The following is a 22414-nucleotide window of genomic DNA, read 5'->3' on the forward strand; positions in this document are numbered from 1 at the left end:
GATAGGGGCGTGGCGGCCGCGGGTCGGGCCTCCAGTTCGGGGTGCACGTGAACCGGACGACCACTCGGTTCGATCCGACGGGGCAGGCCCAAGTAGGCTGGCGGCATGAGCATCCGCGGGAGCTACCGGACCGCCCTGACCTACGGCGCGGTGGGGGCGACCCAGGCGTCGGACCTCATGACGTACCCGCCCGAGGGGTTCACCCCCAGTGAGTCGCGTGCGCGGATCGGGCACGGCGACCAGCGGTTCGAGACCGCGGTGACGCAGGCCCTGACGTGGCAGATCCAGGAGCGCAGCGGGATCCGCGTGCGTGTCGAGGAACAGCCCGACGACGACGAGGTCCGGTACAACCCGGTGACCTTCGACGACGACGGCGTCCCGATCGCGCCGGCCTCGATCGGCACCCCACGAGTCGAGAAGTTCGCGCCGGACGGCACTCCGCTGGTGACCGCGGGCACCTCGGCGACCCTCACGATGCACGCCTTCGGGCGGACCGTGCAGGCGCCCGTCCGGGTGGTGTCGATCATCGACGAGCACGACCGCAAGGGCTTCGCGTACGGCACGCTCGAGGGGCACCCGCTGTCCGGCGAGGAATCGTTCGTCGTCGAACGCACGCCCGACGGCTCCGTGTGGTTGCAGATCCGGCAGTTCTCGCAGCCGTCGAGCCGGAAGTGGCAGTTCGTCGCGCCGCTGCTGCGTCGGCAGCAGAAGGTGATGGCGGAGCAGTACCTGGCGGCGTTGCGGGGCGACTAGCGGCCCGTGCGCGGGCGCGGGCGCGGGCGTGCGCGCCTGGGCGTGTGCGTGCCCGTTCGTGCGCGTGCCCGGCGGCGCGCTTGCGCGCGTGGTCAGCGCAACGGCGGCAGCGCCGCGATGGCGTCCTCGATCAGGCCGGCGTCGACCCGGCAGTCCCGCGCGACCGTGACCGCGTTCGTCGCCCGCAGGGCCTCGACGTCGAACACCCCGGTGGCGACCGCCAAGAAGGGGATGCCGGCGGCGTCCGCGGCCTCGCCGTCACGCGGGGTGTCGCCGACGATCACGGCCCGGGTGCCGGCGAGTTCCGCCGCCGCACGGGTGGTGACGTCGGCTCGCTCGACCTCGGTGTCGCCGAAGTAGGAGTGGTCCCAGTCGAACAGGCCATCGTCGAACCCGGCGCCGGCCAGCTTGACGCGGGCGCGGTACTCCGAGTTGCCGGTGAGCAGGCCGTTCCGCCACCCGATCTCCGCGAAGCGGTTGAGCAGCGCGGTGGCGCCGGGGACGGGTGAGCGGTGGTCGCCCGAGGCGTGCCGCTCGGCGGTGAGGTCGCGCAGGTGGCCGCTCACCGTCGGGATGATGGTGTCGTCGAACGCGTGGGCACGGACGTGCTCGGCGATGAGCCCGGCGTCCGTCCGACCGTGCTGGTGCCCGACGCGCAGGGTGAGGTCGCGGCCGACCGCCCGCTCGAGCGCGAGGTGGTAGAGGTTGCCCGGGGACGACGCGTTCACCACGAGGGTGCCGTCGATGTCCCACAGGACCGTGGTGGGGACGGGATGGTGCTCCATGACTCCCATCATGGCGGAGAATGGAGCCCATGCCGAGTGCTCTCCCGATCGCCGATCCAGCCCCCGCGGACGGCCTGATCACGCCGTGGGCGGCGGCGGGGTCCGACGGTGCTCCCGCTGCCGGCGACGTCCCCTTCGGCGTGTACGTGCACGTGCCGTTCTGCCGCGTGCGCTGCGGGTACTGCGACTTCAACACCTACACGGCGTCCGAGCTCCGCGGCGTCCGTCGCGACGACTACGCCGGGCACGCCGTGCGGGAGATCGAGTGGGCCGCGACCGTGCTCGACCGCTCCGGCGTGCCGCGTCGGCCGGTGTCGACGGTCTTCTTCGGCGGCGGGACCCCGACCATGTTGCCGGCGTCCGACCTGGCGATGATCCTGCGGGCCATCGACGACACGTGGGGGATCCTGCCCGGCGCCGAGGTGACGACCGAGGCGAACCCGGACTCGGTCGACGCGTCGTCGTTGCAGACCCTGCGCGAGGGCGGCTTCAACCGGATCAGCTACGGCATGCAGTCCGCGGTGCCGCACGTGCTCGCGACGCTGGACCGCACCCACGACCCGCTGCGCGTGCCCGTCGTCGTCGACCTCGCGAAGCAGCAGGGCCTCGACGTCTCGCTCGACCTCATCTACTCGACGCCGGGGGAGTCGCTCGCCGACTGGCGGACCTCGCTCGACGCCGCGATCGCCTGCGAGCCCGACCACGTGTCGGCGTACTCGCTCATCGTCGAGGACGGCACCGCGATGGGCCGCATGGTCGCCCGCGGCGAGCTCCCCGCCCCCGACGACGACCTGGCCGCCGACATGTACGAGCTCGCCGACCAGGTGCTCGGTGACGCCGGCTACTCCTGGTACGAGGTGTCGAACTGGGCGCGCGGTGACGCGCACGCGAGTCGGCACAACCTGTCCTACTGGAAGGGCCACGACTGGTGGGGCGTCGGCCCCGGCGCGCACTCCGCCGTCGCCGGCACGCGCTGGTGGAACGTCAAGCACCCGGCCGCGTACGCGAACCGGGTGCTGTCCGGCGAGTCGCCGGCCGCCGGCCGCGAGACCATCGACGACGAGACCCGGTACGTCGAGCGGCTGCTCCTCGCCGCCCGCGTCCGCGGGGAGCTCGCGACGAGCGAGATCCGCCAGGAGGCCCGTGGCCGGGTCGCGGGACTCATCGCACGGGGTCTCGTGGACGGGTCGGCCGCGGTGCGGGGACGGATCGACCTGACCCTGCAGGGTCGCCTGCTCGCCGACGCGGTCGTGCGGGAACTGCTCGACTGACCGGCGTCCGCCGGTCGCCTGCCGGCCCTACTGCTTGATGAACTCGATCGACAGGGGGTAGCGGTAGAACTGGCCCTGGTTCGCCGCGACGGCCGCCATGATGCCGAAGATCAGCGAAACGATCGCAGCGGCGAGGATGATCAGGAACCCAACGCCGAACACTGATGTGAGCGAACCGACGAAGTACGCGATCGCCATCGTGATGTGGAAGTTCAGGGCGACCCGGGTGTGCTCGCGGATGAAGCCGCCGCGATCGCGGAGGACCAGGTACGCCACGAGCGGCGCGACGACGGTGAAGAAGATCCCGCCGATGTGCGTGAGCGTTGCCCAGAGGCGCTGGTCCTCCGGGCTCATCGGCTGCGGCGGCGTGTACCCGCTCGGGTACTGGGGCCCGTTCGGGTTCTGCGGGCCACCGGGCTGCTGTCCGTAGGTCATGCCGGAAGCGTATCGGGGGTGCAGTCACGCGGGCGTAGGATCAGCAGTCGACACGTCCGAGTGCCAGATCGACCAGGAAGGAGCGCTCGTGGTCAGTGAACGCAGCCTCGAGGTCCTGAAGGCGATCGTGCGCGACTACGTGGCGTCCCGCGAACCGGTCGGCTCGAAGACGATCGTCGAGCGGCACGCCTTCGGTGTCAGTGCCGCCACGATCCGCAACGACATGGCCCTGCTCGAGGACGAGCAGCTCATCGTCGCCCCGCACACCTCGTCCGGTCGCGTGCCGACCGACAAGGGCTACCGCCTCTTCGTCGACCACCTGGCCGCGGCCCGGCCGCTGACGAGCGCCCAGCGGCACGCCATCGAGACCTTCCTCGGCGCCCCGAACGACCTCGACGAGGTCCTCGGCCGCACCGTGCGCCTGCTCAGTCAGCTCACGAACCAGGTCGCCCTCGTGCAGTACCCGTCGATGGTGCGCGCCCGGGTGCAGCACGTCGAACTCGTGCGACTCGGCGATGCCCGGCTGATGGTGGTGCTCATCACCGACACCGCCCGGGTCGAGCAGCGCGTCGTCGAGACCGACGTCGCGCTCGACGAGCCGCTGCTGACCGAACTCCGCACCGTGCTGAACGGTGCGGCCGTGGGGCTCCTGCTGCAGGACGTGCCCACCGCGCTCCGTGCGGTGCCGCAACAGCTCCGCCCCGAGGCCCAGACGCTCGGCGGGGTCGTCGTGGCGACCCTCATCGAGCAGGTCGCGGCGAACCGACAGGACCGCCTGCTGATGGCCGGCGCCGCGAACCTGGCGAAGAGCGAGCAGGACTTCTCCGGCGGCCTCTTCCCGGTGCTCGAAGCGATCGAGGAACAAGTCACCCTGCTCCGGTTGTTCGGGGAGATGCAGGTGGACGACATCGCGGTGGCGGCCAGCATCGGCGTCGAGAACGCCGAGTACGGGCTCGACGCGACGAGCATCGTCGCCGGCGGGTACCTCGCCGGTGGCGGCGAGGTGGCACGCCTGGGCGTCCTCGGACCGACCCGGATGGACTACGGCACGAACATGGCGGCCGTCCGGGCCGTCGCACGGTACCTGTCCAAGCTCCTGGGCGAACACTGATCGACTGCAACACCGACCGACCGACCGAACACAACCGACTGAGGGATACGTGGCAGACCACTACGACGTCCTCGGCGTCCAGCGAGACGCCTCCGATGCCGACATCAAGAAGGCCTACCGCCGCCTGGCGCGTGAGCTCCACCCGGACGTGAACCCGGCCCCCGAGGCCGCCGAGCGGTTCAAGGACGTCACGCACGCGTACGACGTCCTGAGCGACCCCGAGCAGCGGCGCCGGTACGACGCCGGGCCACAGGCCGACAGCCCCTTCGGTGGCGGCGCCGGCGGGTTCAGCGACATCTTCGACGCCTTCTTCGGCGGCGGTGGCGGCGGTGGTCGGGGCAGCGGTCCCCGCAGCCGTGCCGAGCGGGGGCAGGACGCCCTGCTCCGCATCGACGTCGACCTCGACGAGGTCGTCTTCGGGACGCACAAGGACGTCGAGGTCGACACCGCCGTCCTGTGCGAGACCTGTCACGGGTCGTGCTGCGCACCCGGCACGAGCCCGCGCACCTGCGACATCTGCGGCGGCTCCGGCAGCATCCAGCGCCAGGTCCGCTCGCTCCTGGGCAACGTCGTGACGAGCGCCCCGTGCGGCACCTGCCGCGGCTACGGCACCGTCATCCCGAGTCCCTGCCCGACCTGCCAGGGTCAGGGCCGCGTCCGTGCACGTCGCACGGTTCCGGTCGACGTCCCGGCCGGCGTCGACTCGGGTCTGCGCCTGCAGATGCCCGGCCAGGGCGAGGTCGGCCCCGCCGGCGGCCCCTCCGGCGACCTGTACCTGGAGATCCGGGTGCGGCACGACGACGTCTTCAGCCGCGACGGCGACGACCTGCTGGCCACGCTCGAGGTCGCGATGACCGATGCCGTGCTCGGCACCACCACGACGATCGACGGACTCGACGGGCCCGTCGAGCTCGAGATCCGTCCCGGGGTGCAGAGCGCCGACGTCCTGGTCATCAAGGACCGCGGCATCACGAAGCTGCGCGGGAGCGGCCGCGGCGACCTCCGGGTCGGCGTGCAGGTCGTCACCCCGACGAAGCTGTCGCACAAGGAGCGGCAGCTGGTCGAGCAGCTCGCGAAGTCGCACAAGGCCTCGGCGCCGCAGCTCGCCCGGTTCCAGCAGGGCATGTTCGGCAAGCTCCGCGACCGCTTCTTCAACTTCTGATGGCATCGCTCTACGTCGTGGAGTCGCTCGACGGGGTCGCCGTCGGTGGCTCCGTGACGCTCGACGGGGCAGAGGGGCGGCACGCCGTGACCGTGTCGCGCGTGCGGGTCGGTGAGACGCTGCGGCTCTCGGACGGACGGGGGACCGTCGTGTCCGGTGCGGTGGACTCCGTCGACCGCGATTCGCTGGTGTTGTCCGTCGCGTCGCTGTCCGTCGATCCGCTGCCGGTCCCGTCGCTGACGCTCGTGCAGGCCCTGGCCAAGGGCGGCCGCGACGAGATGGCGGTGCAGGCGTCGACGGAGATCGGCGTGGACCGGATCGTGCCGTGGTCGGCCGCGCGCAGCGTCTCCCGGTGGGAGGGCCCGAAGGTCGAGAAGGGCCGATCGCGCTGGACGGCCATCGCACACGAGGCCGCGAAGCAGGCGATCCGGTCACGGGTGCCCGAGGTCGGGCCGCTCGTCACGACGGCGCAGCTCGTCCCCGCGCTCGGTGCCGGTGCCGCGGTGCTCGTGCTCGACCCCACCGCGACCGTGCGGCTCGCGACCTGGGAACCGCCGGCGGACCTCCACGAGATCGCACTCGTGGTGGGGCCGGAGGGCGGCATCGACGGCTCCGAGCTCGACCGGCTCGAGGCCGCGGGAGCGATCAGGGTACGGCTCGGCGACAGCGTCCTGCGGACCTCGACCGCCGGTCCCGCGGCACTCGCGATCCTGCAGGCCGGACTCGGTCGCTGGTGAGGGAAGGCCCGAGGTCGGTCCCGCGTTCTACGATGGAGTCATGAGCACCAGCACGCCCAGCGTCTTCAGCAAGATCATCGCGCGCGAGATCCCGGCGACCGTCGTCGCCGAGGACGACCGTGTGATCGCGATCGAGGACATCGCCCCGAAGGCACCCGTCCACGTGCTGGTCATCCCCAAGACCGAGCAGTACGCGAACGTCGCCCAACTCGCGGCCGGTGACCCCGACCTCCTCGCCCACCTGGTCGCCACCGCGCAGCGCATCGCCGACGAGCGCGCCGGCGGCCAGTTCCGTCTCGTCTTCAACACCGGCGAAGCCGCCGGTCAGACCGTGTTCCACGTGCACGCGCACGTACTCGCAGGTGAACTGCAGGAAGGCACCCTTGCCGGCTAACGAACCAGCACAGCCCACCACCGACGACGACCAGGTCGTCTCCGTCGCCCTCCAGGTCGACGGCATCGCCATGGTCCAGCTGCTCGGTCCCCAGGACCGGCTCCTGAAGACCGTCGAACGGCAGTACCCGGGCGTCAAGGTCGTCGTCCGCGGCAACGAGGTCACGCTCACCGGACCCGAGCGCGAGGTCGCGCGGGCGAAGGCGCTCGTCGACGAACTCGTCGGCATGGTCAAGCGCGGGCAGGACATCGGCCCCTCGGACATCCCGATGTCGGCGCGCATCCTCGACGACGACCGCAAGCCGTCCGACACCTTCGGCACGCCGATCGTGTCGAGCCGCGGCAAGTCCGTCCGGCCGAAGACCGACGGGCAGCGCGCGTACGTCGACGCCATCGACGAACACACCATCACGTTCGGGATCGGTCCCGCCGGCACCGGCAAGACCTACCTGGCGATGGCGAAGGCCGTGCAGGCCCTGCAGCGGCGCGAGGTCACCCGCATCATCCTGACCCGTCCAGCGGTCGAGGCCGGCGAGCGGCTCGGGTTCCTGCCGGGCACGCTCACCGACAAGATCGACCCGTACCTGCGGCCGCTCTACGACGCCCTGAACGAGATGATGGACCCCGAGCTGGTCCCGAAGCTGCTCGCTGCGGGCACGGTCGAGGTCGCGCCGCTCGCGTACATGCGCGGCCGGACGCTCAACGACTCGTTCGTCGTCCTCGACGAGGCGCAGAACACGACCCCCGAGCAGATGAAGATGTTCCTGACCCGTCTCGGGTTCGGCTCGAAGATGGTCGTCACGGGTGACATCACCCAGGTCGACCTGCCGGGCAACGTGTCCGGGCTCCGGCTCGTGACGCGCATCCTCGAGACGGTCGAGGACATCCACTTCGCCCGGCTCGGCAGCGAGGACGTCGTGCGGCACACGCTCGTCGGCCGCATCGTCGACGCCTACACCGTCTACGACGAGGAACGCCTCGCCGAGCAGGCCGGTCACCGTCCCGGTGGCCGTGGCACCGCGCCGGTCGGCAACCCCGACGGCGCCAACCGTGCCGAGCGCCGGGGGCGGCCGCCGCAGGACCGTCAGCGACCCCCGTACCCCCAGAACGACGCCCGAGGAGGCAACCGGTGAGCATCGAGCTCAACAACGAGTCCGGGGTCGAGGTGGACGAGGCCGCGATCCAGCGCCTCGCCGCGTTCGCCCTCGATGCGATGCACGTGCACGCGGACGCCGAACTCGCCATCGTCCTGGTCGACGAGGGCGCGATGGAGCAGCTGCACGTGCGGTGGATGGACGAGCCCGGCCCGACCGACGTCCTGAGCTTCCCGATGGACGAACTCCGACCGGGTACCGAGGACGACCCCACGCCCGCCGGACTGCTCGGCGACATCGTGCTCTGCCCGCAGGTGGCCGAGGAACAGGCGAAGACCGCCGGGCACTCGAGCACCGACGAGATGCTGCTGCTCACCTGCCACGGCATCCTGCACCTGCTCGGGTTCGACCACGCCGAGCCGGACGAGAAGGCCGAGATGTTCGGGCTGCAGGGCGAGATCCTGACGGCCTTCGCGGCCCAGCGCCGGGGTCGGTAGCCGATGCTCGTCGTCGTCGGGCTGCTCGCGGTGGCGCTGGGGCTCGTCGTGCTCGGCGGACTCCTCGCCGCGAGCGACGCCGCGCTCTCCGTGGTGTCCCGTGCCGACCTCGACGAGATCGCCCGCGGCAACAAGCGGCGTCGTGCGCTCGAGGCGATCGCGGACGACGTCGGTGCGCACGTCAACGCGCTCAACTTCTTCCGGGTCCTCGCCGAGACCGCCGCGGCCGTGCTCGTCACGATCGCCCTGGTGCGGGCGTTCGACAGCTGGTGGGTGGCGCTCATCGTCTCGGCCGCGATCATGACGGCCGTGTCGTTCGTCCTCGTCGGGTCGAGTCCGCGCAGCGTCGGACGGGCGCACGCCGAGCGACTGCTGGCGTCCACCGGCGGGCTGGTCCGTGCCGTCCGGATCGTGCTCGGTCCGCTCGCCGGTCTGCTCGTCCGCATCGGTGACCGCGTGACCCCGGGCCGTGGCCGGAGTGCCTCGACGGTGTCGAGCGAAGAGCAGCTGCTGTCGCTCGTCGACGAGGCCACCGAGAGCAACGTGCTCGAGGACGAGGACCGCGAGCTCATCCACTCGGTCTTCGAGTTCAGCGACACCCTCGTGCGCGAGGTGATGGTGCCGCGCACCGACATGCTCACCGTCGACGGCTCGGACACGCTCGCCGCCGGCATGGAGCAGTTCCTGGCCGCCGGGGTGTCCCGCATGCCCGTCACCGGCAAGGACAGCGACGACGTGCTCGGTGTGCTGTACCTGCGCGACGTGTCGCGGGCGCTGTACGAGCGTCCGGGGTCGGGCAGCGAGCGGGTCACGCGCCTGCTGCGTCCGGCCGAGTTCGTGCCGGAGTCGAAGGCCGCCGACGACACCCTGCGGCACATGCAGGTCGCGAAGAACCACCTGGTCCTGGTCGTCGACGAGTACGGCGGCGTCGCCGGTCTCGTCACGATGGAGGACCTCATCGAAGAACTCGTCGGGGACATCTCCGACGAGTACGACCGCGCCGTGGTCGACCGGGTCGAGGTCGAACCCGGCGTCTGGCGGATCTCCGCCCGACTGCCCGTCGACGAGCTCGGCGACCTGTTCGGTATCGAGCTCGACGACGACGACGTCGACACCGCGGGCGGCCTGCTCACGAAGGAGCTCGGCCACCTGGCGATCTCCGGCGACACCGTCACGGTGTCCGGCGTCGTCCTGACGGCCGACCGGGTCGAGGGCAAGCGCCGCCACCTCATCACCGTGCTCGCCGAGCGCACCGATGCCCTCGCGGGTGTCGAGGACGCCTTCGACGACGCCACCACCACGACGGGAACCACGCACGCATGACCGACTCCGACTCCGACTCCACCCCCACCGCCTCGGGCACGCCGTACCGTGCGGGCTTCGTCTCGTTCGTCGGGCGCCCGAACGTCGGCAAGTCGACGCTGACGAACGCGCTGGTGGGCCAGAAGGTCGCGATCACCTCGTCGAAGCCGCAGACCACCCGCCGTGCGATCCGCGGCATCGTGCACCGTCCCGACGGCCAGGTCATCATCGTCGACACCCCGGGCGTGCACCGTCCGCGCACCCTGCTCGGCGAGCGGCTCAACGACCTCGTGCAGTCCACGCTCGGCGACGTCGACGTCATCGGGTTCTGCGTCCCCGCCAACGAGCCGATCGGCCCGGGCGACCGCTTCATCAACGACACCCTCGACCAGTACCCGCGGGCGAAGAAGGTCGCGATCGTCACGAAGATCGACCGCGCCTCGAAGGACAAGGTCGGGGAGCAGCTGCTGGCCGTCTCGAGGCTCCGTGACTGGGACTCGATCATCCCGACGTCGGGCACGAAGGGGCTGCAGCTCGAGGACCTCCTCGGCGAGATCACCTCGCTGCTGCCGGAGTCGCCCCAGCTCTACGACTCGTCCGCCGTGACCGAGGAGACGGACGAGGAACGCATCAGCGAACTCATCCGCGAAGCCGCGCTCGAGGGCGTCCGCGACGAACTGCCGCACTCGCTCGCCGTCGTGATCGAGGACATCGTCGAGCCCGACGAGGACGACGACGCCGACGGCCCCCTGCGCATCTTCGCGAACCTGTTCGTCGAGCGCGACAGCCAGAAGGCGATCGTCATCGGCCACAAGGGCGAGCGCCTGAAGGACGTCGGCTCCCGTGCCCGCGTCGAGATCGAGTCACTGCTCGGCGGTCGGCACGTGTACCTCAACATCCGCGTGAAGGTCGCCAAGGAGTGGCAGCGTGACCCGAAGCAGCTCGGGCGCCTCGGGTTCTGAGCTCCCGGCGCCGGGTGTCATCCACGCGAGGGACGCGCCGGTGACCCGAGCGCCGTACCGTGGACGCGTGTTCCGTCCCATGCTGCGCGCGCAGGTCATCACCGACGTCGTCATCGCCGTGGTGCTCGGCTCGCTCGTGCTGATCACCTCGGCCCGGGGGATGGACACCCCGCTCGCGGTCGTCACCGTCGTCGGCATGACCGCCGCGCTGGCGCTCCGACGGCTGTCACCAGGACTCGCCCTGGCGGTCGCGTGGGTGTTCGCGGTCTTCGAGATGGTGACGGGCCAGATGCCCGACCTGTCGAACGTGTTCATCGCGGCGGTGCTCTACACGACGAGTGCCTACGGCAGCCGACGGGTCCGGCTGGCGGGACTCGTCTCGGCCATCGTCGGGTCCGTCACCGCGGCGCTCTACATCGGCGTCGACGACTACCGGAACCGCCTGACGATCGAGACCGCCTCGACCCCGTTCCAGGAGTCGCTGCAGGTCACGGTCTCGTACTTCGCCGTCGTCCTGCTCCTCCTGCTGCTGCCGTGGTTGGCGGGCCTCGTCCTGCGCACCCGTCGGTCGGCGAGCATGAGCCGCGAGGCCCAGCTGCTCGCCGAGCGCGACGCCGCCCGCGCCGACCGCGCCGTCGCCGTCGAACAGGAACGTGTGCGGATCGCCCGCGACATGCACGACATCGTCGCGCACTCGCTCGCGGTCGTCATCGCCCAGGCGGACGGCGCCCGCTACGCGCTGAAGGCCGACCCCGCCGTCGCCGACCAGGCGCTCGGCACCATCTCGACGACCGCCCGCCGCGCGCTCGGCGACGTCCGCGAGCTCCTGGGCGCGCTGCGGCACGAGCAGGGGACCGTCCCGACACCCGAGATCGACGACATCGACCGGCTCATCGGCGAGATGCGGCAGGTCGGCCTCGACGTCCGGGTCGAGCGCGAGGGCGACCCTGCCGGTCTCCCCACCACGACGCAGCTCGCGGTGTACCGGATCGTCCAGGAGAGCCTGACGAACGCGTACAAGCACGGTGAACCGGGGACCCCGGTGCACGCATCGCTGACCTACCGCCCGGACACCGTCGAGATCGCGGTCGTGAACCGCCGCGCGGACGACGGCACGCGGGGTCCCGGCACCGGCCACGGCCTCGTCGGGATGCGCGAGCGTGCGACCATGACCGGCGGCACGATGACCGCAGGGGTTCGCGGTCCGGACTTCGAGGTCTCGGTCCGGATGCCCGCGGTCCCCGCCAGCGGACAGATGCCCCGCGGACGTGTCACCCCGACCGCCGGCCCGACCGCCAGCCCGACCGAGCAGGAGCGCACCGCCCGATGACCACCACCCCGCCGGCCGACGGCCGGATCCGCGTCGCCCTCGTCGACGACCAGGCACTCTTCCGCACGGGCATCCGGATGCTCATCGACTCCCAGCCCGACCTGCAGTTCGTCGGCGAGGCGGGCGACGGCGCCGAGGGTGTCGAACTCGTCCGCCGCGCCCGCCCGGACGTCGTCCTGATGGACGTCCGCATGCCCGTGATGGACGGCATCACGGCGACCTCGCACATCGTCGAGCAGGCCGGGACCGACGGCGCCAAGGTGCTCGTCCTGACCACGTTCGACTTCGACGAGGCCGCGGCGAAGGCCATCCGCGCCGGCGCGAGCGGCTTCGTGCTGAAGGACGCCGACCCGGAGTTCCTGCTCGCCGCCGTGCGGACCGTGCACGCCGGCACCGCGGTCTTCGCGGCCTCGGCGACGCGCGAGCTCCTGCGTCGGTACGACGACTCGGTCGAGCAGGCCGCGACCGTGCCGGCGACGTTCGACGACCTGACACCGCGTGAGCGCGAGATCTTCGACCTGGCGGCCCGCGGCTTCAGCAACAGTGAGATCGCACAGCACGAGTACGTCAGCGAGGCGACCGTGAAGACCCACATCTCGCGGGTCCTGACGAAGCTCGGACTCCGCGACCGCGTGCGCCTCGTCGTCTTCGCGCACGAGCACGGACTGGTGGGCAAGGCCGACTGACGGACGTCATCCGATCGGATGACCCGTCCACAGGAAGTCGAGCCGAGCGGTGCATCCACAGGAGCCGCCCGACGGACGCGGGGCGGGCCTCCCGGCCGTCATCGTTGGTGCATGACCACCAGCCACGCTCCGATCATCCGACTCGACCACGTGTCCAAGCACTACGGCGACGCCGCGCGCCGGGTGACGGCACTCGACGACGTCAGCGTCGACATCGGCGCGGGGGAGTTCACCGCCGTGATGGGGCCGTCCGGGTCCGGCAAGTCGACGCTCATGCACGTCGCCGCCGGGCTCGACGCGGTGTCCGCCGGCCGCATCCAGATCGACGGCGTCGACATCACCGGGCTCGGCGACAAGGACCTGACCGAGCTCCGTCGACGTCGGCTCGGGTTCGTGTTCCAGTCGTTCAACCTGGTGCCGACGCTCGACGTGAGCGAGAACATCCGGCTGCCGTTCCTGCTCGGCGGGCACAAGCCGTCGAAGGACGAGAGCGCGTGGATCGACCGGTTGGTCGACCAGCTCGGACTCGGCAACCGGCTCTCGCACCGGCCGCACCAGCTGTCGGGTGGGCAGCAGCAGCGCGTGGCCATCGCCCGGGCGCTCGCCTCGCGGCCGGCAGTCGTCGTCGCCGACGAGCCGACGGGTGCCCTCGACTCGCGCACCGGCCGTGACGTCCTCGCGATCCTGCGCGGCGCCGTGCAGGAGTGGGGGCAGAGCGTCGTCATGGTGACGCACGACCCCGTCGCGGCCGCCAACGCCGACCGGATCCTGTTCCTCGCCGACGGCCGCGTCGTCGCCGACCGTCCGGCGATGGACGCCGGCGCGATCTCCACCACGATGCTGGGGATGGAGGCAGCAGCGTGAACGGCGTCCGCTCCTTCGCCCCGACCGTGCTGGTCGCGGCGCTCGGAACGACGTTCGGCTCGGCACTCGTCATCGCCCCCGGCGTCGTGACCGAGGCGCTCGGCGCCGCCGGGCTCGCCGACCTCGGACCGGTCAAGTCGATCCTGTCCGTCGTCGGGTGGCTGTTCCTCGGGATCGCGCTGTACGTCGGTGCGATCGTGACAGCCAACACCTGCGCGACCCTCATCGCCGGGCAGACCCGCATCATCGCGCTGCAGCGTCTCGTCGGTGCCACCGGCGCCACGCTCCGGGCCCGGATCACCCGCACCGGACTGGTCGTCGGGGTGCTCGGCGGACTGATCGGCGCCGTCGTCGGAACCGGGCTGTCCGCGGTGTTCGTGGTCGTCCTGCGCGGCAACGGGTTCCTGCCCGACACCGACTACACGCTCCTGCCGTGGGAACTCGCGCTGCCGGTCGTCGCCGTCGTCCTGGCGACGTGGGGAGCCTTCGCCGCGGGCTCCCGCCGGGTGCTGACCGTCACCCCGCTCGAGGCGCTGTCGTCGAGCGTCGAACCGAGCCACGACGACGTCCGCTCCGGCACCGCCCGCAAGGTCTGGGCGATCGTGCTCATGGCCGGCGGCGCGGCGCTCATGCTCATCGGGCTCGCGGTCAGTGCGAGCTCGCCCATCGCGGTGCTGCCGGCGGCACTCGGCGGGTTCGTGTCCTTCGCGGGCGTCGCGGTCGGGGCGACGATCGTGATGCCGCCCGTCCTGCAGCTCATCGGCCGGATCGGCTCGCACGACCCCGTCGTCCTGCTCGCCGGCCGCAACGCCATGCGTGCGCCGGGTCGGTCCTCGCGGGCGACGATCGGGCTCGTGATCGGCGTCACCCTGCTCGTCACCTTCGCGGTCGCGCTCGGCATCATGCAGCACGTGCTCGAGGCCCAGCTCGAGGACCTGGGGCAGGGCCAGATGACGACCGAGATGGTGCAGGCGCAGCGCGACTTCTTCGTGCAGCTGAACGCCGTCGTCAGCGTCATCGTCGGGTTCTCCGCCGTGATCGCCGCCGTCGGGGTCGTGAACGCGCTCGCACTCGGGGTCCTGCAGCGTCGCCGCGAGCTCGGGCTGCTGCGGGTCCTCGGACTCACCGGGGCGCAGGTCCGCCGGATGATCGTGACCGAGGCCGTGCAGATGGTCGTCGCGGCCGTCGTCTCCGGGCTCGTGCTCGGCACCTTCTACGGCTGGGTCGGCGGGCAGACGCTGCTCGGGTCGCTGGGCACCCCGGTCACGCCCGTGCTGCCGCCGCTCACCATCGGGATCGTCGTCGTCGGAGCGCTCGTGCTCGCGGTCGTCGCGACGATCGCGCCGGTGCGGCGCGCGATGCGCGTGCCCCCGACCGAAGCGCTCGCGGTCGACTGACGAGCGGCCGTGGTCGGCCCACGCGACGGACGGGAGGCACGGTGCCAGCTGGCACCGTGCCTCCCGTCCGTCGTCCCGTACCTCCACCGTCCCGGCCGCGCCCGCAACGCCGCTCGCGTTCGCCGAGGTTCCACGATCTTGGACTCCGGACGGCCGCCGACGACGGTTCGTGGAACCTCGGCGTCCGGCCGACGGCATGTCGTGACCACTCGAACGCCCCTCGCTGTCACACGAGTCGCGGCCGGTGCTACCGTGGACCCGATGTACTCGGCACTCCTCCTCCTTCGCTGCCGCGACGAGGCCTGACACACCGGCCCACCTCGTCGCGGAGTCCGTCGTGGCCGCCCTCACCCAGAGCACACGAAAGCGACGAACGATGCAGAACACGCAGCAGCCCTCCGGGATGCCGATCCACAAGTACGTCCCCTTCCACGAACAGATCTCGGTCCACCTGCCCGACCGCACCTGGCCGACGAAGCGCATCGACAAGGCGCCGCGCTGGTGTGCCGTCGACCTGCGTGACGGCAACCAGGCCCTCATCGACCCGATGGACGCCGAGCGCAAGCGCGCGATGTTCGACCTGCTCGTCGGCATGGGCTACAAGGAGATCGAGGTCGGGTTCCCGAGCGCCTCGCAGACCGACTTCGACTTCGTCCGGTCGCTGATCGACGAGGGCGCGATCCCCGACGACGTCACGATCCAGGTGCTGACCCAGGCGCGCGAGCACCTCATCCAGCGCACGTACGAGGCGATCGACGGCGCGAAGCAGGCCATCGTCCACCTGTACAACTCGACGTCGATCGTGCAGCGCGAGGTGGTGTTCCGCACCGACGTGCAGGGTGTGGTCGACATCGCGGTCGCCGGCGCGAAGCTGTGCAAGGCGGCCGAGGCGACGCTGCAGCACGACACGACGGTCTACTACGAGTACTCGCCGGAGTCCTACACGGGCACCGAGCTCGAGGTCGCACTGGAGATCTGCAACGCCGTGCTCGAGGTCTTCGAGCCGACGCCCGAGCGCAAGGTCATCATCAACCTGCCCGCGACCGTCGAGATGGCCACGCCGAACGTCTACGCCGACTCGATCGAGTGGATGTCGCGCAACCTCGCCCACCGTCAGGACGTCATCCTGTCGCTGCACCCCCACAACGACCGCGGCACCGCCGTCGCCGCCGCGGAGCTGGGCTACATGGCCGGCGCGGACCGCATCGAGGGCTGCCTGTTCGGTAACGGTGAGCGCACCGGCAACGTCGACCTGGTCGCGCTGGGCATGAACCTGTTCACGCAGGGCATCGACCCGGAGATCTCGTTCGCGGACATCGACCAGGTGAAGCGCACCGTCGAGTACTGCAACCAGCTGCCGGTGCCGGAGCGTCAGCCGTGGGCGGGCGACCTCGTCTACACGGCGTTCAGTGGCTCGCACCAGGACGCCATCAACAAGGGCTTCGAGGCGATGAAGGCCAAGGCGGCGGCGGCGGGCAAGGACATCGACGAGATCGAGTGGGCGGTGCCGTACCTGCCCGTCGACCCGAAGGACATCGGCCGGTCGTACGAGGCCGTCATCCGCGTCAACTCGCAGTCCGGCAAGGGCGGCGTCGCCTACCTGCTCAAGACCGACCACGCCCTCGACCTGCCCCGCAAGCTGCAGATCGAGTTCTCCGGCGTCGTGCAGCGGCACACCGACACCGAGGGCGGCGAGTTCTCGTCGCAGCGCATCTGGGACGTGTTCCAGGACGAGTACCTGCCCGCATCGACCGACGACGACAAGTGGGGCCGCTACGAGCTCACGAAGACGGCGACGTCGAGCGACTTCGACGGCACGACCTCGCTGTCGGTCGCGCTCCGCGTCGACGAGGGATCCGTCACCGCCGACGCCGTGGGTACCGGTCCGATCGACGCCTTCCTCAAGGTCCTCGCCGAGCAGGGCGTCCAGGTCACGCTGTACGACTACTCGGAGCACACGATGAGCGCCTCCGGTGACGCCAAGGCGGCGTCCTACGTCGAGCTCGACGTCGACGGTGTCCGCCTCTGGGGTGTGGGCATCGACGCCGACATCTCGACGGCGTCCCTCAAGGCGATCGTCTCCGCGGTGAACCGTGCGGTCCGCGCGGGAGCCGCGACCGGCGCCGACTCGCCGGAGCTCGTCTCCGCCTGACACGCGCGGTACTTCCCCCGTCACGCGCGATGGCACGTTGAATCGGGCGTACCTGGTCGTTTCTTTCGACCAGGTACGCCCGATTCCGCAAAGTACGCCCCGCGCATGCCCAGCCCGCGCACGCCCAGCCCGCGCGGCGCGGTGTCGGCGGGGCGGGGGATACTGGGGGCATGCCGCTGTACCGGGACGAGTGCGTCGTGTTGCGCACCCACAAGCTCGGGGAAGCCGACCGCATCGTCACCATGCTCAGCCGGCAGCACGGCAAGATCCGAGCGGTGGCCAAGGGCGTGCGGCGGACCGCGTCGAAGTTCGGCAGCCGCCTCGAGCCGTTCATGGTCGTCGACGCCCAGTTCTACGAGGGGCGCTCGCTCGACATCGTCACGCAGGCCGAGTCGCTCGGCGCCTACGGCGCGCAGATCGTCGCCGACTACGGCGCGTACACGGCTGCCAGCGCGATGGTCGAGACCGCCGACCGCCTGAGCGAGGCCGACGCCGGCCTGCAGCAGTACCTGTTGCTCGTCGGTGCGCTGCGGTCGCTGTCCCGCGGTGAGCACCACTCCAGCGCCACGCTCGACTCCTACCTGCTCCGCGCGATGAGCATCGCGGGGTGGGCGCCCTCGTTCGGCGACTGTGCGGTCACCGGGGAGCCCGGGCCACACTCGGCCTTCGTCGTGCAGCTCGGCGGCGTGGTCGCCGATCGCGCTGCGCCTCCCGGCACGCCGCGGCTCGACCCGGCGACCCTCGGGGTGCTCGGCTCGCTGCTCGCCGGCGACTGGGCGAGCGTCGACGCCACCGACGAGCGGACGCGGTCACGGGCCTCCGGCGTGGTCGCGGCCTACGCCCAGTGGCACCTGGAACGATCGCTCCGGTCCCTGCCGCACGTCGACCGGTCGGAGCACCCGCTGCCGGTGCCGCTGACCCACGACGGGCCCGAGGCGACGGCCCGTGCGGTCGCCTCCACCCCGGCGCCTTCCGTCCCGGACCCCGCCGACTCCGACCTCGATCCCGCCGCCGAAGGAACCCCCACCGCATGAGCCCCCGCCGCCCCGACGACGCCGAGCCGTTCCGCCCGATCGACTGGACGGGCCAGACGCCCCCGGCGATCCCGGCCCGGTTCGTGCCGGACCACGTCGCCATCGTGATGGACGGCAACGGCCGGTGGGCGAACGGCCGTGGGCTCACCCGGATCGAGGGGCACAAGGCGGGTGAGGCCTCGCTGCTGGACGTCGTCGCCGGCGGTATCCAGATCGGCGTCAAGCACATCTCGGCGTACGCGTTCTCGACCGAGAACTGGAAGCGTTCCCCGGAAGAGGTCCGGTTCCTGATGGGCTTCAACCGCGACGTCATCCGCCGACGGCGCGACCAGCTCAACGAGTGGGGCGTCAAGGTGCGGTGGGCCGGTCGGCGTCCGCGGCTGTGGCGGAGCGTCATCGACGAACTCGACCGCGCCGAGCAGATGACCGCGGGCAACGACGTGCTGACCCTGACGATGTGCGTCAACTACGGCGGCCGGAACGAGATCGTCGACGCCGTGCGGGGAATGGCCGAAGAGGTCGCCACCGGGCGCCTCAAGCCGAGCCAGGTCACCGAGAAGGCCCTGGCGAAGCGGCTGTACGTGCCCGAGATGCCCGACGTCGACCTGTTCCTCCGCAGTTCGGGGGAACAGCGCACGAGCAACTTCCTGCTCTGGCAGTCGGCGTACGCCGAGATGGTGTTTCTGGACCGCCTGTGGCCGGACTTCCGCCGCACCGACCTGTGGGGCGCGATCGAGGAGTACGCACGCCGCGACCGGCGCTACGGCGGCGCGGTCGACGCCCCGACCGCGTAGCGGAACCGTCAGCCGGGCCCGTCGAGCAGGTGCGCCGCGGACCGCACGGCATCCAGGGCCGCACGGACGCTCGGCACTCGCTCGGCCCCGCGTGCCACGACGACCTCGACGCGTCGAGCCAGGTCGTCGTCGACGGGATCGACCCGGACCTCGGCGGGGATCACCGTCGTCGCGAGTGCCAGCCGGGGGAGCAGCGCCACCCCGAGTCCGGCGGCGACGAGCCCCACGACCGCCGCCGCGTTGTCGGTCTCGAGCACGATGTCGGGCGTGAACCCGGCGGTGGCGCACGAGGCGAGCAGGTGTCCTCGGCACCGTGGGCAGCCGCCGATCCAGCGGGCATCGCGGTGCGACGCGAGGTCGACAGCACCCGAACCCGCTGCGCCGGAGTCCGCAGCACCGGGCCCCGCGGCCCCGGACGGCGTCACCAGCGCGAGCGGGTCGCGCCCCAGCGCCCGGGTGAGGAGCCCGGGGTCCGGGGTGGCTCCGACCTCGTCGCCGACGTAGGTGAAGGTGAGGGCGACGTCGACCTCGCCGCTCCGCAGCAGGTCGAGCGCCTCGGGCGGTTCGACCTCGATGTACGAGGTCGTCACGCCCGGCGCCGTGGCCGCCAGTCGCGCGAGCACCGCGGGCACGAGGGCCGACGAGGCGCTCGGGAACCCGGCGAGGCGCACCCGACCGCGGCTGAGCCCGCCGACGGCGTCCAGGTCCTCGCGCGCGGCGGTGAGTGCGGCCTGCACGTGCAACGCGTGGTCGGCGAGCACCCGACCGGCGTCGGTCAGCGTGGCGCCGCGCCCGCCACGACCATCCTGACCCGAGCGGAGGACCAGTGCGTGCCCGAGCCGCTGTTCGGCACGTGCGAGCAGCTGGCTGACCGCCGGCTGGCTCGACCCGAGCGCTGCGGCGGCACGGGTGATCGACCCGCCGTCGGCCACGGCGCGGAGCACCCGGAGCAACTGGGGATCGATCTCGTCCATCACGTCATGTTATCGGTGGCACAACGAACCGGCCCTGGTGTGATGGGAAGCGAGTCGGGACGCTGTCCGCATGGACTCCTTCCCCGCCGGCCGCGGCTACCTCGCGGCGTGCACCGCCGGTCTGCCGACCCACGGCACCCTCGCGGCCCAGCGCGCCGACCTCGACGCGTGGTCCCGCGCCGAGACGTCGCCGGCCCACTACGGGGCACTCGTCGAACAGGGACGCTCGCTCTTCGCGGAGCTCGTCGGGGTCCCGGCGTCCCACGTCGCGACCGGCTCGCAGACCTCGGTGATGGCCGCGGTCGTCGCCGACGCGCTGCCGGACGGTGCCGAGGTGGTCGTCCCCGACGGCGACTTCAGCTCGGTCGTGTTCCCGTTCCTCGCCCAGGCACACCGCGGCGCCCGGGTCCGGAGCGTCCCGCTCGACCGGCTCGCCGCGTCCGTCGGGCCCGACACGGCCCTCGTCGCGTGGTCCGCGGTGCAGTCCGCCACGGGCGCGGTCACCGACTCCGACCCGGTCGTGGCCGCGGCCCGCCGCGTCGGCGCCCTGACCCTCTGCGACCTCACGCAGGCCACCGGGGTCCTGCCCGTCGACGCGGCACCGTTCGACGTGACGCTCACGCACGCCTACAAGTGGCTCTGCGCGCCGCGCGGCGTCGCCTTCATGACACTCTCCGACACCGCCCTCGGCCGGCTCCGCCCCGTGCAGGCCGGCTGGTACGCGGGGGAGGACGTGTGGTCGTCCTGCTACGGACCCGCGATGCACCTGGCCGACGACGCCCGTCGCTTCGACGTCTCGCCAGCCTGGCAGGCGTGGCCCGGTGCCGTGGCCGCGCTCGAGCACGCGGTCGCGCTCGACCAGCAAGCGGTCTGGAGGCACACCACCGGTCTCGCAGATCGGCTGTGCGACGCCCTCGGGTCGCCTCGGCAAGGCGACGGGCAGGCGATCGTCACGTTCGCGGACGCCGACGGGTCGGCCCTCCGTGCCCTCACCGCCGCGGGGCTCACCGCCTCCGGACGTGCGGGGCGACTGCGGATCGCGTTCCACCTGTGGAACGACGAGGCGGACGTGACCGACGTCGTCGCCGCGCTGGGCGGGGTGGGTCCGGGCGCGTCGGGAAGGTGAGCGCGGACGGCGGACGCGGGGCGGGCCTCCCGGCCGACGAACGCCGGTAGTCTTGCCCGGACCGTTTCCGCACCGAGCACCCAGCTCGGCGACCTCTGGAGCACCCTTTGGCACAGCCCTCCCGTCTCGACAGCGTCATCGCCCTGGCCAAGCGCCGCGGCTTCGTCTTCCAGTCGGGTGAGATCTACGGAGGCTCCCGCTCCGCGTGGGACTACGGGCCCCTCGGTGTGGAGCTCAAGGAGAACATCAAGCGCCAGTGGTGGCAGCGGTTCGTCCGCGGCCGCGGGGACATGGTCGGCCTGGACTCGGCCGTCATCCTGCCCCGCAAGGTGTGGGAGGCCTCCGGCCACGTCGCGACCTTCACCGACCCGCTGGTCGAGTGCCTGCACTGCCACCACCGGTTCCGTGCGGACCACCTGACCGAGGCGTTCGTGGCGAAGAAGGGCCGCGACCCCGAGGGCGGCATGGCGGAGATCGCCTGCCCGAACTGCGGAACCCGCGGCGAGTGGACCGAGCCCCGCGAGTTCTCCGGCATGCTCAAGACCTACCTCGGCCCGGTCGAGTCGGAGGAGGGCCTGAACTTCCTGCGCCCCGAGACCGCGCAGGGCATCTTCGTCGACTTCGCGCAGGTCGTCACGACCAGCCGCATGAAGCCCCCGTTCGGCATCGGTCAGGTCGGCAAGGCGTTCCGCAACGAGATCACGCCCGGCAACTTCATCTTCCGCACCCGCGAGTTCGAGCAGATGGAGATCGAGTACTTCGTGCCGCCGGCCGAGGCGGGCGAGCACTACGAGCAGTGGATCGCCGACTCCGTCGCGTTCTACACCGACCTCGGCATCGACCCGGAGAACCTGCGTCGCTTCGACGTGCCGGACGGCGAGCGGGCGCACTACTCGGACGCCACCGCCGACATCGAGTACCGCTTCGGCTTCACCGGTTCGGAGTGGGGTGAGCTCATGGGCGTCGCGAACCGCACCGACTTCGACCTCAACAACCACATCGAGTCGTCCGGCCAGGACCTCCGGTTCTTCGACCAGGCCGCCAACGAGAAGTACGTGCCGTACGTCATCGAGCCGTCGTTCGGCCTGACCCGTGCGCTCATGGCGTTCCTGCTCGACTCGTACCACGAGGACGAAGCGCCGAACGCGAAGGGCGGCGTCGACAAGCGCACCGTGCTGCGCCTCGACCCGCGTCTGGCGCCCGTCAAGGCCGCGGTGCTGCCGCTGTCGCGCAACGAACAGCTCTCGCCCGTCGCCCGTGGCCTGGCCGACGACCTGCGCAAGAACTGGAACGTGGACTTCGACGACGCCGGCGCGATCGGCCGCCGCTACCGTCGCCACGACGAGATCGGCACGCCGTTCTGCATCACGGTCGACTTCGACACGCTCGAGGACAAGGCCGTGACCGTGCGCGAGCGCGACACGATGGCGCAGGAGCGGGTCGCCCTCGATCAGCTGCAGGGCTACCTGGCGCAGCGGCTGCTCGGCGCGTAGGGGTTTCGCGGGCGTCGGAACCAGGTTCCGGACACAGCACCACGCAGATCCGTGGTGTCGTG

22 protein-coding genes are annotated in these 22414 nt (G+C 71.5%); 19 read left to right on the forward strand and 3 right to left on the reverse strand.

From position 1 onward, the window contains the following. The first annotated feature begins 105 nt into the window (after positions 1 to 105). The gene (locus tag ACGH48_RS08360) at positions 106 to 753 is read left to right on the forward strand and encodes a DUF1990 family protein (protein WP_123312906.1); all 648 of its coding nucleotides are present in this window, start codon (positions 106 to 108) and stop codon (positions 751 to 753) included. Positions 754 to 845: 92 nt separating this feature from the next. Here the strand turns inward: ACGH48_RS08360 and ACGH48_RS08365 are convergent, their stop codons facing one another. Continuing rightward, on the reverse strand, positions 846 to 1538 hold the full coding sequence (locus ACGH48_RS08365) for an HAD family hydrolase (RefSeq protein WP_396290990.1): 693 nt from the start codon (positions 1536 to 1538) through the stop codon (positions 846 to 848). 29 nt (positions 1539 to 1567) lie between these two features. Here ACGH48_RS08365 and hemW point away from each other — a divergent pair, with 29 nt between their 5' ends. Continuing rightward, positions 1568 to 2809 carry a radical SAM family heme chaperone HemW gene (gene hemW / locus ACGH48_RS08370; protein WP_340196981.1) on the forward strand — a complete coding sequence of 414 codons (1242 nt, stop codon included), beginning with the start codon at positions 1568 to 1570 and terminating at the stop codon, positions 2807 to 2809. Positions 2810 to 2836: 27 nt separating this feature from the next. On the opposite strand, the gene ACGH48_RS08375 is transcribed toward hemW, so the two are convergent. Further along, positions 2837 to 3244, reverse strand: a complete 408-nt coding sequence (locus ACGH48_RS08375; protein ID WP_396290991.1) for a DUF4870 domain-containing protein — start codon at positions 3242 to 3244, stop codon at positions 2837 to 2839. A gap of 88 nt (positions 3245 to 3332) precedes the next feature. On the opposite strand from ACGH48_RS08375, the gene hrcA reads away from it, so the two are divergent. The 15 genes from hrcA to ACGH48_RS08450 all read left to right on the forward strand — a co-directional run bounded on the left by hrcA (position 3333) and on the right by ACGH48_RS08450 (position 18759). After that, on the forward strand, positions 3333 to 4355 hold the full coding sequence (gene hrcA, locus ACGH48_RS08380) for a heat-inducible transcriptional repressor HrcA (protein ID WP_123312903.1): 1023 nt from the start codon (positions 3333 to 3335) through the stop codon (positions 4353 to 4355). A 49-nt stretch (positions 4356 to 4404) separates the two neighbouring features. After that, on the forward strand, positions 4405 to 5517 hold the full coding sequence (gene dnaJ, locus ACGH48_RS08385) for a molecular chaperone DnaJ (protein ID WP_123312902.1): 1113 nt from the start codon (positions 4405 to 4407) through the stop codon (positions 5515 to 5517). Next, complete coding sequence (locus ACGH48_RS08390) at positions 5517 to 6254, forward strand: 16S rRNA (uracil(1498)-N(3))-methyltransferase (RefSeq protein WP_396290992.1); 738 nt, start codon at positions 5517 to 5519, stop codon at positions 6252 to 6254. Before dnaJ ends, ACGH48_RS08390 begins: the two co-directional genes overlap by 1 nt. A 40-nt stretch (positions 6255 to 6294) precedes the next feature. Further along, positions 6295 to 6648 (forward strand): histidine triad nucleotide-binding protein, encoded by a 354-nt coding sequence (locus tag ACGH48_RS08395; RefSeq protein WP_396290993.1) that lies wholly within the window; start codon positions 6295 to 6297, stop codon positions 6646 to 6648. Positions 6649 to 6718: 70 nt separating this feature from the next. Then, positions 6719 to 7780, forward strand: coding sequence for a PhoH family protein (locus ACGH48_RS08400; RefSeq protein ID WP_228510585.1), 1062 nt, complete (start codon positions 6719 to 6721; stop codon positions 7778 to 7780). Then, entirely contained in the window at positions 7777 to 8238 is a 462-nt protein-coding gene (gene ybeY, locus ACGH48_RS08405) for an rRNA maturation RNase YbeY (protein WP_123312898.1), read from the forward strand. The genes ACGH48_RS08400 and ybeY overlap by 4 nt, the downstream gene beginning before the upstream one ends. A gap of 3 nt (positions 8239 to 8241) precedes the next feature. After that, entirely contained in the window at positions 8242 to 9561 is a 1320-nt protein-coding gene (locus tag ACGH48_RS08410; RefSeq protein ID WP_340196977.1) for a hemolysin family protein, read from the forward strand. Further along, a complete protein-coding gene (gene era / locus ACGH48_RS08415; protein ID WP_396290994.1) occupies positions 9558 to 10502 on the forward strand; it encodes a GTPase Era in 945 nt (314 codons plus the stop codon). The genes ACGH48_RS08410 and era overlap by 4 nt, the downstream gene beginning before the upstream one ends. A 67-nt stretch (positions 10503 to 10569) precedes the next feature. Beyond that, complete coding sequence (locus ACGH48_RS08420) at positions 10570 to 11832, forward strand: sensor histidine kinase (RefSeq protein WP_396290995.1); 1263 nt, start codon at positions 10570 to 10572, stop codon at positions 11830 to 11832. Continuing rightward, entirely contained in the window at positions 11829 to 12518 is a 690-nt protein-coding gene (locus tag ACGH48_RS08425; protein WP_396290996.1) for a response regulator, read from the forward strand. The genes ACGH48_RS08420 and ACGH48_RS08425 overlap by 4 nt, the downstream gene beginning before the upstream one ends. A 111-nt stretch (positions 12519 to 12629) precedes the next feature. Further along, positions 12630 to 13382 (forward strand): ABC transporter ATP-binding protein, encoded by a 753-nt coding sequence (locus tag ACGH48_RS08430; RefSeq protein WP_123312894.1) that lies wholly within the window; start codon positions 12630 to 12632, stop codon positions 13380 to 13382. Next, positions 13379 to 14779 carry an FtsX-like permease family protein gene (locus ACGH48_RS08435; RefSeq protein ID WP_396290997.1) on the forward strand — a complete coding sequence of 467 codons (1401 nt, stop codon included), beginning with the start codon at positions 13379 to 13381 and terminating at the stop codon, positions 14777 to 14779. Before ACGH48_RS08430 ends, ACGH48_RS08435 begins: the two co-directional genes overlap by 4 nt. Before the next feature lie 376 nt (positions 14780 to 15155). Beyond that, positions 15156 to 16931 carry a 2-isopropylmalate synthase gene (gene leuA / locus ACGH48_RS08440; protein ID WP_396290998.1) on the forward strand — a complete coding sequence of 592 codons (1776 nt, stop codon included), beginning with the start codon at positions 15156 to 15158 and terminating at the stop codon, positions 16929 to 16931. 170 nt (positions 16932 to 17101) lie between these two features. Further along, on the forward strand, positions 17102 to 17965 hold the full coding sequence (gene recO / locus ACGH48_RS08445) for a DNA repair protein RecO (RefSeq protein WP_123312891.1): 864 nt from the start codon (positions 17102 to 17104) through the stop codon (positions 17963 to 17965). Beyond that, on the forward strand, positions 17962 to 18759 hold the full coding sequence (locus ACGH48_RS08450) for an isoprenyl transferase (protein ID WP_396290999.1): 798 nt from the start codon (positions 17962 to 17964) through the stop codon (positions 18757 to 18759). Before recO ends, ACGH48_RS08450 begins: the two co-directional genes overlap by 4 nt. 8 nt (positions 18760 to 18767) lie before the next feature. On the opposite strand, the gene ACGH48_RS08455 is transcribed toward ACGH48_RS08450, so the two are convergent. Next, positions 18768 to 19733, reverse strand: a complete 966-nt coding sequence (locus tag ACGH48_RS08455; protein ID WP_396291000.1) for a LysR family transcriptional regulator — start codon at positions 19731 to 19733, stop codon at positions 18768 to 18770. A 70-nt stretch (positions 19734 to 19803) separates the two neighbouring features. Between ACGH48_RS08455 and ACGH48_RS08460 the strand changes: the two genes are divergently transcribed. Then, positions 19804 to 20859, forward strand: coding sequence for an aminotransferase class V-fold PLP-dependent enzyme (locus ACGH48_RS08460; RefSeq protein ID WP_396291001.1), 1056 nt, complete (start codon positions 19804 to 19806; stop codon positions 20857 to 20859). A gap of 107 nt (positions 20860 to 20966) precedes the next feature. After that, positions 20967 to 22352, forward strand: coding sequence for a glycine--tRNA ligase (locus ACGH48_RS08465; protein WP_123312887.1), 1386 nt, complete (start codon positions 20967 to 20969; stop codon positions 22350 to 22352). Positions 22353 to 22414 lie beyond the last annotated feature (62 nt).

It is taken from the genome of Curtobacterium pomorum, from assembly GCF_044497295.1.
Taxonomy (GTDB): Bacteria; Actinomycetota; Actinomycetes; order Actinomycetales; family Microbacteriaceae; genus Curtobacterium.